This is a genomic window from Micromonospora sp. CNZ299 (genome assembly GCF_002754415.1).
In genome coordinates this window covers 757,187-770,715 of the sequence record NZ_PEFG01000001.1, presented here as the reverse complement: position 1 = coordinate 770,715, position 13,529 = coordinate 757,187, and the positions used below count along the sequence as shown (strand labels likewise).

The 13,529-nt window shown below is 72.5% G+C and carries 15 protein-coding genes; 10 read left to right on the top strand and 5 right to left on the bottom strand.

The window, feature by feature from the left end:
• Positions 1 to 20: 20 nt before the first annotated feature.
• The 7 genes from CLT68_RS03680 to CLT68_RS03650 all read left to right on the top strand — a co-directional run bounded on the left by CLT68_RS03680 (position 21) and on the right by CLT68_RS03650 (position 6,674).
• Positions 21 to 1,412, top strand: coding sequence for an efflux RND transporter periplasmic adaptor subunit (locus tag CLT68_RS03680; protein WP_099848839.1), 1,392 nt, complete (start codon positions 21 to 23; stop codon positions 1,410 to 1,412).
• Positions 1,409 to 2,347, top strand: coding sequence for an ABC transporter ATP-binding protein (locus CLT68_RS03675; protein WP_099848837.1), 939 nt, complete (start codon positions 1,409 to 1,411; stop codon positions 2,345 to 2,347). The genes CLT68_RS03680 and CLT68_RS03675 overlap by 4 nt, the downstream gene beginning before the upstream one ends.
• Positions 2,344 to 3,528, top strand: a complete 1,185-nt coding sequence (locus CLT68_RS03670; RefSeq protein ID WP_088950342.1) for an ABC transporter permease — start codon at positions 2,344 to 2,346, stop codon at positions 3,526 to 3,528. The genes CLT68_RS03675 and CLT68_RS03670 overlap by 4 nt, the downstream gene beginning before the upstream one ends.
• A 212-nt stretch (positions 3,529 to 3,740) precedes the next feature.
• The gene (locus tag CLT68_RS03665; RefSeq protein ID WP_007465625.1) at positions 3,741 to 3,950 is read left to right on the top strand and encodes a helix-turn-helix domain-containing protein; all 210 of its coding nucleotides are present in this window, start codon (positions 3,741 to 3,743) and stop codon (positions 3,948 to 3,950) included.
• A 270-nt stretch (positions 3,951 to 4,220) separates the two neighbouring features.
• Complete coding sequence (locus CLT68_RS03660) at positions 4,221 to 4,322, top strand: 30S ribosomal protein bS22 (RefSeq protein ID WP_007465623.1); 102 nt, start codon at positions 4,221 to 4,223, stop codon at positions 4,320 to 4,322.
• A gap of 122 nt (positions 4,323 to 4,444) precedes the next feature.
• Complete coding sequence (locus CLT68_RS03655; protein ID WP_088952039.1) at positions 4,445 to 5,518, top strand: NAD-dependent epimerase/dehydratase family protein; 1,074 nt, start codon at positions 4,445 to 4,447, stop codon at positions 5,516 to 5,518.
• A 298-nt stretch (positions 5,519 to 5,816) separates the two neighbouring features.
• The gene (locus CLT68_RS03650; protein ID WP_088952038.1) at positions 5,817 to 6,674 is read left to right on the top strand and encodes a lysophospholipid acyltransferase family protein; all 858 of its coding nucleotides are present in this window, start codon (positions 5,817 to 5,819) and stop codon (positions 6,672 to 6,674) included.
• A 1-nt stretch (position 6,675) separates the two neighbouring features.
• Here CLT68_RS03650 and CLT68_RS03645 read toward each other — a convergent pair whose 3' ends face one another.
• The 3 genes from CLT68_RS03645 to CLT68_RS03635 form a co-directional block, all read right to left on the bottom strand.
• Positions 6,676 to 7,545, bottom strand: a complete 870-nt coding sequence (locus tag CLT68_RS03645) for an HAD-IB family hydrolase (RefSeq protein ID WP_099848834.1) — start codon at positions 7,543 to 7,545, stop codon at positions 6,676 to 6,678.
• A gap of 128 nt (positions 7,546 to 7,673) precedes the next feature.
• On the bottom strand, positions 7,674 to 8,552 hold the full coding sequence (locus CLT68_RS03640) for a DUF5667 domain-containing protein (protein WP_486482410.1): 879 nt from the start codon (positions 8,550 to 8,552) through the stop codon (positions 7,674 to 7,676).
• A 281-nt stretch (positions 8,553 to 8,833) separates the two neighbouring features.
• The gene (locus tag CLT68_RS03635; protein WP_099848832.1) at positions 8,834 to 9,787 is read right to left on the bottom strand and encodes an ECF subfamily RNA polymerase sigma factor, BldN family; all 954 of its coding nucleotides are present in this window, start codon (positions 9,785 to 9,787) and stop codon (positions 8,834 to 8,836) included.
• Positions 9,788 to 10,359: 572 nt separating this feature from the next.
• Here CLT68_RS03635 and CLT68_RS03630 point away from each other — a divergent pair.
• The 3 genes from CLT68_RS03630 to CLT68_RS03620 are packed head-to-tail and all read left to right on the top strand — an operon-like array spanning position 10,360 to position 11,490.
• On the top strand, positions 10,360 to 10,563 hold the full coding sequence (locus tag CLT68_RS03630) for an AMP-binding enzyme (RefSeq protein WP_099848830.1): 204 nt from the start codon (positions 10,360 to 10,362) through the stop codon (positions 10,561 to 10,563).
• The gene (locus tag CLT68_RS03625) at positions 10,553 to 10,807 is read left to right on the top strand and encodes a glutaredoxin family protein (RefSeq protein WP_088987465.1); all 255 of its coding nucleotides are present in this window, start codon (positions 10,553 to 10,555) and stop codon (positions 10,805 to 10,807) included. The genes CLT68_RS03630 and CLT68_RS03625 overlap by 11 nt, the downstream gene beginning before the upstream one ends.
• 20 nt (positions 10,808 to 10,827) lie before the next feature.
• Positions 10,828 to 11,490, top strand: a complete 663-nt coding sequence (locus CLT68_RS03620; protein ID WP_099848828.1) for an HAD hydrolase-like protein — start codon at positions 10,828 to 10,830, stop codon at positions 11,488 to 11,490.
• Here CLT68_RS03620 and CLT68_RS03615 read toward each other — a convergent pair.
• Entirely contained in the window at positions 11,471 to 12,124 is a 654-nt protein-coding gene (locus CLT68_RS03615) for a response regulator transcription factor (RefSeq protein ID WP_088950337.1), read from the bottom strand. The genes CLT68_RS03620 and CLT68_RS03615 overlap by 20 nt on opposite strands.
• A gap of 53 nt (positions 12,125 to 12,177) precedes the next feature.
• A complete protein-coding gene (locus tag CLT68_RS03610) occupies positions 12,178 to 13,482 on the bottom strand; it encodes a sensor histidine kinase (protein WP_099848826.1) in 1,305 nt (434 codons plus the stop codon).
• Between the last annotated feature and the right edge of the window lie 47 nt (positions 13,483 to 13,529).

The window sequence follows — 13,529 nt, the reverse complement described above, 5'->3', positions numbered from 1 at the left end:
GCTGGTCGTACCATCGATGGGTGCGCCGCCCTCAGTTGCCGCGGCCCGCCAGCACCACGCGGCCCCGCCTGCTCATCGCCCTGACCGCCGTCGCCGTCCTCACCGCCACCACCGCCGCCTCGTGCGGTGACGACCAGCCGCCTGTCGCGCTCGCCTCGGCCGCCCGCAACCCGGTCAGCGAGGTCATCGACGCGCCGGCGACGGTGACGGCCCGGGCCGCCGCCACCCTGACCGCTCCCGCCGACGGCACCCTGTCCAGCCTGCGTGTCCAACCGGGACAGTCGGTGAAGCGTGGCCAGGTTCTCGCGGTGGTCGACTCGCCCTCCGCCCAGCAGCGGCTGCGGCAGGCGAAGGAGGCGTTGAACGCGGCGAAGCGCGCCGGGCGGGGTGTCTCGACGGGTGACCTGACCGGCAGCCGGCGCGACACCGACAAGGCCGCGAACGAGGCGTTCGACGCCGCCCGGAAGGCCGCCGAGAAGATCGCCGACCCGCAGTTGAAGAACGCGCTGCTGACCCAGGTGACGTCCGCCCAGCGGCAGTACGCTGCCGCCGCCCGGAGCGCCGACCAGGCCGTCCGCGCGGTGCAGCGGGGGATCAGCGGGCTGAACTCCGCCGTCGGCGCGCTGTCCGCGGCGCAGCGGCTCCAGGCACAGCAGGGGTACGACCTGGCGAAGGCGACAGTCGACGCGCTGACCCTGCGCGCTCCGATCGCCGGTGTGGTGCAACCCGGCGGCACCCGGGCCGGCGGCGGCGCGACCGGAGGCCTCGCCGGGCTGTTGGAGCAGGCCGGTGGCGCTCAGGCCGCCGGCCTCGACCCGTCGGTGCTGGCCCCCAGCCAGGGTGGACCGCCGGCCGGGGTGGACGACGCGGTCGCGGTCGGCGGCCGGGTCACCGCCGGCACGCCGGTGCTGACCGTGGTCGACACCGGGCAGCTGGGGCTGCTCGCCGAGGTGGACGAGACCGACGTGCTGCTGGTCAAGGCCGGTGTGACGGCCACTGTCGAGCTGGACGCCGTCACCGGCGCCAGCTACGACGCCACCGTCCGCTCGGTTGACGTGCTGCCCACCAGCTCGGCGCAGGGCGGGGTCAGCTACCGGGTGCGCCTCGCACTGGGCGCCGGGAAGCTGGCCGAGGACGAGCCCGCTCCGACGCCCCGCCCGGGAATGAACGCGATCGTCCACCTGCGGGTCCGCGAGGCAGCCGACGCGGTGACCGTTCCCGCCTCTGCGGTGTTCTCCGCCGACGGCCGGGACGCGGTCTGGGTGGTCCGCGACGGCAGGGCCGGCCGGGCGGCGGTGACCGTGGGCGTCCAGGGGTCGGATCTGGTGCAGATCCTCAACGGTGTCCAACCCGGTGACCGGATCGTGGTGCGCGGCACCGACCAGGTGCGCGACGGCCAGGAGGTGCGGTGACCGGCGTCCCGCCGGCGATCGAGGCGGTGGACGTGTCCCGGACGTACCACCTCGACGGGGTGTCCGTGGAGGCGTTGCGGGGGGTGTCGCTGGTCGTGCAACCGGGGGACTACGTGGCCCTGGTCGGCCCGTCCGGCTCGGGCAAGTCCACGCTCATGCACCTGCTCGGTGGGCTGGACCGGCCGACCGGTGGCCGTCTGGTGATCGGCGGGCGGGACGTCAACGCGCTGGCCCCGCCGGAGATGGCGACCCTGCGCAACGAGACGATCGGGTTCGTCTTCCAGGCGTTCCACCTGCTGCCGCGTACCTCGGCGGTGGAGAACGTGGCCCTGCCGCTGGTCTACCGGGGGGTGTCGGCCCGGCAGCGCCGCGAGCGGGCGGCGGCGATGCTCGGCCGCGTCGGCCTCGGGCACCGGCTCGACCACCGGCCCAACCAGATGTCCGGCGGTGAGCAGCAGCGGGTGGCGATCGCCCGCGCACTGGTCACCGAGCCGACGGTGCTGTTGGCCGACGAGCCCACCGGCAACCTGGACAGCGTCACCGGCGCGGCGGTGCTGGAGCTGTTGGAGCGACTGAACGCGGAGTCCGGGGTGGCGCTGGTGATGGTCACCCACGACCAGGAGGTGGCGGCGCGGGCGCGTCGCCGGATCACGATGCGCGACGGCGCGGTCGTTGCGGACAGCGCCGCGGCCGTACGCCCGGCAGGCGCGGACGGCGACGACCCGCACTCCGACCATGATCGACCGCCGTCCGTTGATCACGGTCGACCTGCGACACTGGTCCCCGCTCCCAGCGCGGAGCCCCGGTCCGCGTCCGGAAGCGGTCCGGGGCACCCGTCCGGTGGCTCCGGTGGCGCCGCCGGAGCCACCGGGCGCCTTCCGCACGGGGCCGACCCGGGCGAGCCCGGTGTCCAGCGGCCCGGAGGTGCGACGTGAGGGTCGCCGAGGCGTGGCGGGTGGCACTGGACGCCCTACGGGCCAACCGGCTGCGCAGCGCGCTGACCATGCTCGGGGTGATCATCGGGGTGGCCTCGGTGGTCCTGCTGGTGGCCATCGGCACCGGCACCAAGCAGAAGGTCGAGCAACAGGTCGAGGGCCTCGGCTCCAACCTGCTGCTGGTCGTCCCCGGCCGGATCGAGGTGGGCAACGCGCCGGTGGTCTCCCCGCTGACCCTCAAGGACGTGGACGCCGTCACCAGGGTGGTCGGCGACCCGGACCGGGTGGCGGTCACCGTCGCCTCCGGTGCGACCGCGCGAGCCGGTGCCCGCTCGGACTTCACGACAGTGCAGGGGGTGCTGGAGACCACCCCGGCGGTGTTCACCCGGTCGCTGGCCCGGGGCCGCTACCTCACGGGCACCGACGTGGACACCAGTCGGCGGGTGGCGGTGCTCGGCGACTCGGTGGCCCGCGCGCTCTTCCCCGACCGGGACCCGCTCGGCCAGCAGGTGGCGCTGGCCGGGGTGCGGTTCCGGGTGATCGGCGTCTTCGCGCCACTGGGGCAGAGCCTCGGTGTCGACCGGGACGACGAGGTGCACGTACCGGTGACCGCCGCGCAGCGACTGTGGGGCACCCAGCGGGTGGACGGCATCGCGGTGAAGGCCCCCGACCGGGAGCGCATCGACGAACTGGGCGAACGGATCGTCGCCGAACTCAACCGCCGCCACCCCGACACCGAGTTCAGCGCGGTCACCCAGCAGCAGATCCTCGGTGTGCTCGGCGACATCCTCGGCGTCCTCACTGGCGTCCTGGCCGCCATCGCCGGCATCTCGTTGCTCGTCGGCGGCGTCGGCGTCTCCAACATCATGCTGGTCAGCGTCCGGGAGCGGACCCGGGAGATCGGGCTCCGCAAGGCCGTCGGCGCGCGCCCGCGCGACATCGGGGTGCAGTTCCTGCTCGAAGCGGTGCTGCTCACCACGATCGGTGGGCTGACCGGGATGGCGCTGGGCGTGGGGACCGCCCTGCTGGTCAACGCGCTGTCGCCGATCCCCGCCGCGATCACCTGGTGGTCGTTGGCGCTCGCCTTCGGCGTCTCGGCGGTGGTGGGCATCGTCTTCGGGGTCGTGCCCGCGCAGCGCGCCGGCCGGCTCGATCCGGTGGTCGCGCTGCGCGCCGAATGAGCAGGGTCGGAGCAATCGGACGACGGTCGCAGGCGGGCAGATACCGGGAGCACGGATCGGGTGAACCAGCGATCGAAGCATGATCAGTTGTACGAAGGGATCGCGCCGGTCACAACCGCCCCGCTACCGTACTGGTAACACGCGCGTCGCCGGCCCGGCCCGGAGCATCCGTCGGGTTGGCACGCGCCGGGCATGGGATGGGTCGGTGAGCCATGGCCGGGTCGCAGTCCGACGGACGGCTGTCGGAGGTCAAGTTCCTGACCGTCGCTGAGGTGGCGACGGTCATGCGGGTGTCGAAGATGACGGTCTATCGACTGGTGCACAGCGGTGAGCTCACCGCCGTCCGGGTCGGCCGCTCGTTCCGGGTGCCCGAGCATGCGGTGCACGAATATCTTCGGGGTGCTTTTCAGGAAACCGCCTGAGCCACCGTTCCGCCTTCCAGGTGCCTTGTAACCGGCATCGGTGAGCGTGATGAGTGAGCTTGCGAGCCCCGCAGTCGCGAGCGAAAGGTGGCCCCGACGGGGGCGCGTTGGTCCGGCTGACGCTCTGCGGCTACCCTGGAGCCCGACCGAGACCCCACCGGTGCGTCCCGCCGCCCAGACTGGTCCGGTCCGTTGTCCGCAAGCGGTCGCCGTCGCCACCTGCGTGGTGTCATCCGGTCCGCCCCGAACGTTGTATCGAAAGGCTGTCGTATGGGCTCGGTGGTCAAGAAGCGCCGTAAGCGCATGGCTAAGAAGAAGCACCGCAAGCTGCTGCGCAAGACCCGCGTCCAGCGTCGCCGTCTCGGCAAGTGATCGCCGCCGGGCTCAGAGCCCGGCGTTCGGCGTCACTTGCCAAACTGTCGACCCCCGGAGGCTCAGGTGATCAGGCCGTGGTCGTCCCGGCTCGGTCCATCCTGCCGGGGTAGGTGCGTCAGATGACCCCCGGTGGCACCTCAGGTGCTCCGGGGGTCGTCGTCGTCACCGGGGTCGGCCGCTATCTGGGTGCCCACGTGGCGGCCCGACTCGCCGCCGACCCGCGGATCGAGCGGGTCATCGGGGTGGACGCACCGGACTCGGGCACCGAGTTCACCGACCTGCTCGACCGGGTCGAACGGATCCGCGTCGACAACGATGCGCTCGGTGGGCTCCTCGCCGACCTGGACGTCGACGCGGTGGTGCACCTCGCGCTGGTCAGCTCTCCCGACCCGCAGCACGGTGGCCGGTCGGCCATGAAGGACCAGAACGTCATCGGCACCATGCACCTGCTGGCCGCGTGCCAACGGGCACCTCGGCTGCGCAAGATCGTGGTCCGCTCGTCCACCGCCGCGTACGGGGTGTCGTTCCGGGACCCGGCGGTCTTCACCGAGGAGACCGAGCCACGCGAGGTCCCGCGCGGCGGTTTCGGCCGCGACATCCTCGACCTTGAAGGCTACGTCCGCGGTTTCCGGCGCCGTCGGTCCGACGTCACCGCGACGGTGCTGCGCTTCGCGCCGTTCATCGGCTCGACCGCCGACACCACGTTGACCCGCTACTTCGCGCAGCCCTTCGTGCCGACCGTCTTCGGCCGTGACCCCCGTCTGCAGTTCCTGCACTTCGACGACGCGTTGGAGGTGCTGCACCGGTCGATCGTGGAAGATCACCCGGGCACGTACAACGTCGCCGGCCCAGGGGTGTTGTCGCTGTCCCAGGCGATCCGGCGAGCCGGACGGGTGGCCGTGCCGGTGTTGGAACCGGGCCTCTCCGGTGCCGCCGCGCTGGCCCGCAGCATGGGCTTCGGCCGTTACGGCCTGGACCAGGTCGACCTCTTCGTGCACGGCCGGGTGGTCGACACCAGCCGACTTGAGCAGGAGTACGGCTTCACGCCCCGCTCCACCGCCAAGGCGTTCGAGGACTTCATCCGCGCCCACCAGGGTGGGGTGGTGGTCACCCGGGGTCAGTTGGCCGTTGCCGAGCAGCTCGTCCTGGACGGCATCCGGCAGGTCCGCTCCGCGGTTCAGGAGCGGCCATGAGCGCGAGGAGTCAGCCGGTTGTACGAGCCGCGCAGTCGCGAACCGAGGTGGCGTCATGACCGGGCCGGCAGAGGGGCGTGACCCGCAGGGGGTCGGGCGCTTCGACGTACCCCAGCAGTCGCCCGCAGCGGACGCGGACCCGGCGCGGCGCAACGGTCATCGGCCGGCGGCGCAGGTCGCCCCGACACCGACGCCCACGCCGGCCGACGAGGTCGACACCGCGGCCACCGACGAGCCCGTCGGCGCGGACGCGGGCGCCCCGGTCGACGCATCGACGCCGGGTGGCACCCCGCCAGCCGTGGCGGACCGGCCGGGGGACCACTGGGACCGCAAGGTCGCCAACGGCCTGGCGTTCCTGCGCCGACGGCTCGCCGGCGACTACGAGGTCGACGAGTTCGGCTTCGACCCGGAGTTGACCGACGCGGTCTTCCACCCGCTGCTGAGGCTGCTCTACCGGGACTGGTTCCGCACCGAGGTCAGTGGGGTGGAGCACGTGCCGGTCGACGGGCCCGCACTGGTGGTCGGCAACCACTCGGGCACGGTGGCGCTGGACGCGTTGATCCTCTCGGCTGCGCTGCACGACAAGCACCCTGCCCACCGCTACCTACGGCTGCTCGGCGCCGACCTGGTCTTCCGGATGCCGGTGGTGTCCGAGCTCGCCCGCAAGACCGGCGGCACTGTGGCCTGCAACCCGGACGCCGAACGGCTGCTCGGTGGGGGAGACCTGGTCGGTGTGTTCCCCGAGGGCTTCAAGGGGATCGGCAAGCTCTACGCCGACCGGTACAAGCTGCAACGGTTCGGGCGGGGCGGTTTCGTCTCGGCGGCGCTGCGCACGGGCACCCCGATCGTGCCGGTCGCCATCGTCGGTGGCGAGGAGATCTACCCGATGCTCGCCGACATCAAGCCCCTGGCCCGACTGCTCAAGCTGCCCTACTTCCCGGTCACGCCGACCTTCCCGTGGCTCGGCCCGCTGGGCATGGTGCCGCTGCCCAGCAAGTGGCTGATCGAGTTCTGCCCACCCATCCCGACGGCCCACCTGACCGACTCGGCGGACGACCCGCTGGTGGTGTTCAACCTCGCCGACCAGGTGCGGGAGACCATCCAGCAGACCCTGCACACGTTGCTGGAGCGACGGCCCGACCCGTTCGGCCCCTGAGTCAGTCGGCGCGGCGGCGGCGCTGCAACGCCAGGCCGGCGGTGACCGCGCCGGCGACCAGACCGGCCGCCGCGGTCGACGGCACGGCGATCTTGACCGCGCGCAGGCCGGTGCGGAAGTCCCGTACCTCCCAGCCGTGCTGGCGGGCCTGCCGCAGCAGGCTGCCGTCCGGGTTGACGGCCACCGCCCTGCCCACCGCACGGAGCAGCGGCAGGTCGTTGGCCGAGTCGCTGTAGGCCGCGCAGCGGGTCAGGTCGAGCCCTTCCACAGCGGCGAGCTGGGTGACCGCCTCGGCCTTCGCCGGCCCGTGCATCAGGTCACCCACCAACCTCCCGGTGTACGCCCCGTCGACGATCTCGGCCACCGTGCCGATGGCACCGGTCAGGCCGAGCCGGGCGGCGATCACCCGGCCGATCTCCACCGGGGCCGCGCTGACCAGCCACACCCGCTGGCCGGCGCCCAGGTGACCTCGGGCGAGCTGGTGGGTGCCGGCCCAGATCCGGGGAGCCATCATCTCGTCGAAGATCTCCTCGGCGAGGTGCTCCACCTCGTCGACCCGCCAGCCTTGGACGAAGGCCAGCGCGGCCTCCTTGGCCAGCGACATGTCACCGGCGTGCTCCCGGGCCAGCAGCCGGAACCGGAGCTGCTGCCAGGCGAACCGGGCCAGGTCGGAGGTGGTGACGTAGTTGCGGGAGGCGAGCCCACGGGCGAACCAGTAGATCGAGGCGCCCTGCATCATGGTGTTGTCCACGTCGAAGAACGCCGCGGCCGTCGAATCCGGCGCGGTGGCCGGGGCCAGGTCGGTCTCCGCCCAGCCCGCAGTGTGCCCCTCGGCGTCGGTGCTGACCGTCACCTTACGGCTGCGCGCCACGCGACTCCCTTCCTCACCGGTACGACGGATGCCTCCCAGCGAAGGGTAGCCGCCGGATACGGTCGACCGGCCGAGCCCAGAACGAACTGTGGCGCGGCCGGTCGGACCTGCGGTATATGGGGTGCGGGTCAGCGCGCCCCGGGGCAGGCGCTCGGGTTGGGGCCGAGAGTGTCGCTGGCGGTCGGGGCCGGGAGGCCGCAGGCGATTGCCGCACGCAGTGCATCCGAACGTTCCCGGATGGTGTCCAGGAGGACCAGCGACCGCTGGGTCCGGGCCCGGTCGGCGCGGGTGCCCCCGTCGAGCAGGCCACTCACCGCCCGGCGTTGCCCCGAGACGAAGGTGTTGAGTGTGTCCAGGCTGCCCGGCTCGGCCCGCTGCACGGCGGCGGCGGTCAGCAGGCGTACGCCCTGCCGGGTGTCGGCGTCCATGTCGTCGAGGACCGCGCTGTAGCCGATCCGGTCGCCGCGCAGCTTGGCTGCCTCACCGACCCGGGTCCGGGCGAAGTCCAGGAAGAGCTGGCCGCGGCTGATGTCCGAGCTGGCCAGGGCGAGTTGCGCGCGTTCGGTCGAGCGCTTCATGCCGTAGAGCGCGTCGCCGGGCACGGCGTTCTCGCTGGCGGCGGAGATGCCGGAGACCGCGATGGCGCCGGCCGCGATGCCGATCAGGATCGCGCCCCGGGCTCGGGCCCGACGAGCGGTGACCGCCGGCAGCAGCCGCCCGCGGGTCGTCGTCGTGGTGGTTGGTTCGCTGGCCGCCGGTGGGGCGCCCAGTCCTTCGCGTTCGGCGGTCGCGAGCAGCATTGCCCGCAGGCCGGTACGGAAGTCCGGGTTCACCTCGACAGCCGGAGGGTCGACGGTGAGCTGCTGACCCACCGCGACGAGCGGCGCGAGTTGACCGTCCACCCGGGATCGCACGTGGTGTCGTCGAGCGCCGTTGGCCTCGTCGAGAAGCTGCGCGAAGCGCTCGGCGCGCCGGCGGGAGAAGAGGATGTTGTCCACCGCAGGCACCTCCCTCTCGCTGGTCACGGCCGGTCGGCCGCGGTCGTTGCCAGCGACCGGGCGGCAGTGTGACACCACGGAGGTGAGGTGCCGCCGGCGTGCCGGTCGGACCTCGGTGTCCCGGGCCTGCCAGGACATCCACCGGTCGCACCCGGAGAAACGCGGCGGACCGGGCACGGGTTACGGGCCTGGCGGGCCGGAAATTACAGAAAGTGATCGTCGTCACCGGGCGGGACCGACTCTGACCTGCAGGGACGTTGATCGGCGTCCATCGGCCCCGCCGAAACAATCTACGGCTGGAAGCCGTCGGGAAGGAGGCGGGCCAGGGCGCGAACCGCCCGGTACTGGAGGGCCTTGATGGCGCCCTCGTTCTTGCCCATCGCACGGGCCGTCTCGGCGACCGAGAACCCCTGGAGGAAGCGGAGCACGATGCACTCCTGCTGCTCCGGGTTGAGCTGTTTCACGGCGGTGAGCAGCGCGACGTTGGTGATGTGCTCCACCACCGCGGCCTCCGGGCTGCCCTCCGGGCCCCGGTCCTCCCGGTCGGCGTCGAGCACGTCGCCGGTGGTGACCTCCAGCCGGTAGCGGCCCGACTTGAAGTGGTCCGCGACCAGGTTGCGGGCGATCGTCACCAGCCAGGCGCCGAGGTCGCGGCCCTGCCAGGTGAAGCTGCCGATCCGCTTGAGCGCGCGCAGGAAGGTGTCCGAGGTGAGGTCCTCGGCGAGTTGCCGGTTGCCGACCCGGAAGTAGACGAACCGGAACACGGTGTCCACGTACCGGTCGTAGATCAGACCGAACGCCTCGGACTCGCCGGCCTGGGCCCGCTCGATCAGCGTCCAGACCTCGGTGGCCGGGTCGGACGGGTCCGGGCGGCTCGGGAAGCCGGTCGGGGTGGTGGTGGTGGTGGCCGGCACCGCCGGGATCACCGCTGTCTCACCCGCCGCCGGGTCGGTGGTCACCGCTGGTGTGTCGCTGACCCGTCGACCCTGCGCTGGCAGCGGCCGGGGCGGTACGGCGACGCGACCCCCGGGCGGTCCACCGTTTCCGCCCGGCACCGCGGGCCGTGGCGTCGGTTCGTTGTGGTGTGGCCGACTGCGTGTCCGATGCGCCGCGCCGTCGCCCCGCACGGCGGTGCCGTGTGATTCGTCCAGCGGGGAACGGGCCATGGGCCGCTCGTTGACGTGGGAGCGGGCCGGCTGACCGGTCAGGCCGAGCGGGCGTTCCGCGTAACCGAAGGTGGTCACCGGGCTGCCCCCGTCCCGTTGGCCACCGGACGGGCCGGTCTGTAGGTCATCGGGACGGGCCGACCGGGATCCCGGTCGGGCAGGACGGTCATGGGAGTTGCCGGCGGGCGGCAATTCCCCTGGAGGTGCTGGTCCAATGCGCTCACAGGCACGGGGGCCTCCTCGGGCTGAGGGGTGTCGACTCACGGCAAATGGGGTGAGCCGACCCGAGTGATGATAGGGCCAACGTCACCCGCGCGTGGCAAGTCCGTTACACAAGGCGGAAGTATTTCCCGCTCCGCCGCACCGGTGGCGGACCGGTTGTCCGTCGTGTGCGTTTGACTTTGCATCGGCGCGGTGTTCCAGGATGGATCACCTGGTCGGGGGCTGATTGCCCGTTCGGCTGGGCCGCCGCGTCGAGTGGCGCGCCTGCTTTGCCGAGGCGTCTGTGGACGGTGCCGCCCGTCCCATCGACAGGACCTGGACGGCCCGCCGATGGCACACAGGTGAGTCCCGTTCATGGGACTTTCGCAGCGCGGCGCCGGTGGAGCCCGCCGCTGCGGCGCGCTTCGCCGTAGGTCACCGGTCATCAGGTGTCCACCGGCCACCCCGGGGTGGCCGAGTCGGCGGTACGGGGTGTGCCGCACCCGAGGACCGGCGAGACTGTGCGGGCGTACGTGGTGCCGGCACCCTGCCGCCGTGCTCGGCAAGGTAAAAAGGTCCAGCTCCGGCCGGCGACGCCAGCCGACCCACCCGCACCCGCCGACACCCGCACGGAGGTAACCGATGGCCACTGACGCCCGGCTCGCCCTGATCACCCGACCCGGCTGCCACCTGTGCGACGACGCCAAGGCCGCACTCGACCGGGTGGTGGCGGTCACCGGCGACAAGTGGGTCGAGTGGGACGTCACCGGCGACGACGGGCTGGAGCGGGAGTACGGGGACCGGCTGCCCGTGGTGATGCTCGACGGCAAGGAGCACGGCTACTGGCGGGTCGAGGAGGACCGGCTGCTGCGGGACCTGACCACTCCGCAGCTCTGAGCGGTGCCTAAGGTGCTCTGATGACCCCTGCGCACCCCCACCTCGTGTGGGACTGGAACGGGACCCTGCTCAACGACCTCAGCCTGGTGGTGTCCGCCACCAACGTCGTGTTCGCGAGCCTGGGCGGGCCGACGGTCACCCTGGACGAGCACCGGGTGCGGTTCCGCCGACCGATAGCCGAGTACTACGCCGAGGTGCTCGGCCAGGCCGTCGACGACGACGAGTTCGGCCGACTGGACCGGATCTTCCACGACGCGTACCGCACCGGGTTGACCACCTGTGAGCTGGCCGCCGACGCGCGCACCGCGATGGCCGCCTGGCCGGGCGGCCAGAGCCTGCTCTCCATGTGGTTCCACGAGGAGCTGGTGCCGACCGTGCACACGTACGGGCTGACCGGCCACTTCGCCCGGGTCGACGGGCTGCGGGCCACGGTCGGCGGCGGCCGTAAGGCCGAGTCGCTCCAGCTGCACCTCACCGAGCTGGGCGTGGACGGCGCCTCGGTGGTGCTGATCGGCGACTCCATCGACGACGCGGACGCGGCCCTCGCGGTGGGCGGCCGTGCGGTGCTCTACACCGGCGGGTTCACCGACCCGGCCCGGCTGCGTGACTCCGGTCACCCGGTGGCCGACACGCTCACCGACGCGGTGACCCTGGCCCGGGAGGTCAGTTCCGCAGGTAGGTGAGGACGGCCAGCACCCGCCGGTGCTGCTCGGTGTCGGGCGGCAGCGTGAGCTTGGTGAAGATGTTGCGCACGTGCTTCTCCACCGCGCCGTCGCTGACCACCAGGGAACGGGCGATGGCGGTGTTCGAGCGGCCCTCGGCCATCAGGGCGAGCACCTCGCGCTCGCGGGGAGTCAGCTCGCTCAGCGGGTCGTCTCGGCGGCGTCGGGCGAAGAGCTGACCGACCACCTCCGGGTCGAGCACCGTGCCGCCGGCCGCCACTCTGCGCAGCGCGTCCAGGAACTCGTCGATCGCGGCCACCCGGTCCTTGAGCAGATAGCCGATCCCACCGCCGGCACCGCCGGTGGTGGCGAGCAGATCATCGGCGTACGAGACCTCGACGTACTGGGAGAGCACCAGGATCGGGGTACGCGGCACCAACCGGCGTGCCTCCACCGCTGCCCGCAGCCCCTCGTCGGTGTGCGACGGCGGCATCCGGACGTCGACGATCGACACGTCCGGGCGGTGCTCCACCACCGCCTCGACCAGCGCGTCGCCGTCGCCGACGGCGGCCACCACCTGGTGGCCGCTCTCGGTGAGCAGCCGGACCAGCCCCTCCCGGAGCAGGACGGCGTCGTCCGCGATCACGATGCGCATGGCTGTGTTGTCTACCACGTCCGACCCGTAGTGGGGGCGCGGCGCGGGACTGATCACAGCGGGAGCTCAGCGCGGATCTCGGTGGGGCCGCCGGCCGGGCTGACCACCACCAGTTCACCGCCGGCGGCCCGGACCCGGTCGGCGATGCCAGCCAGCCCGTGCCCCTTGGCCAGGTGTGCGCCGCCCTGACCGTCGTCGCCCACCCGCACCTGGAGGTGGGCGCCCTGCCGGGCGACGGCCACCACGGCCTCGGTGGCCCGGGCGTGCTTGGCGACGTTGGTCAGCGCCTCGGACACCACGAAGTACGCGGTGTTCTCCACCGCCGGGTCGAGCCGCCCGCCCGGCGTGCCGAGCTGCGGATCCACCTGGAGCTCAATCGGGATCAGCCCACGCGCGGCGATCGCGGCCAGGGCGCTGGGCAGGCCCCGGTCGACCAGGATCGGCGGGGCGATGCCCCGGGACAGCGCCCGCAGCTCGGCCAGCGTGTCCCGGGTCTGGGTGACTGCCTCGTCGATGGTCCGGCCGGCCGCCTCCGGGTCGGACGCGAGCTGCATCCGGGCCCGGCTGAGGTCCATCGCCAGGCGCACCAGGCGCTGCTGGGGGCCGTCGTGGATGTCGCGTTCCAACCGGCGCAGCGCGGACGCCTCGGCGGACACGGCGGCCCGTTTCTGCTCCTCCAGCACTGTGATCCGGTCGCGCATCTCGGCCACCCCGGTCAGCATGGCCTTGGCGAAGCTGGCCTGGAGAAGCGCGCAACCCCGGATCACGATCGGCAGGGTGATCAGGAAGAACACCCCGATCGCGGTGTTCAGGCCGATTCGGGCGGTGGTCGAGTCGCCCAGGCCGAGCAGTTGCGCCAGGTCCTTGTCACCCTCGCCGTCGGCTCGGGGAAGGGCCCAGTCGTAGGCCCAGTACAGCGAGCCGGCGATCGCTCCCGCCCACCAGACCAGGGCCACCACGAAGGTGCCGGCCGCCGCGATCAGCCGCAGGATGCCGTGCGCCAGGTCGAGCCAGGACTGGGCGTCCCGCATCGGCACGAAGATCCGTCGCCAGGCGTTCGCGCCCGCCTCGGGCAGCCGGTAGTGCGGCCGGATCCGGGGCTGCCGGAGCACCGCGGGCAGCCGCAGCCGCTCGATGTCGGCGAGCCCACGGGCGGCGTACAGGGTGCCGCTGAGGATCGGCAGGCCGACCACCGTCACCACCAGGCCGATGCCGACCGCGGTGCCGACGATGAGGACCACGAAGCTGGCCACCGCCAGGGGCAGGCCGAGCAGCACGTACCCGGAGTCGACGAAGAGTTGGCGGGGGATGCTCGGTGCCAGCGTCGGTTGGTCGCTGGTGGCGGCAACGGCGGTCATGCCCAAAAGGCTAGGCATTCGGGCTTCGGGTCCCCATCCCGAAGCCC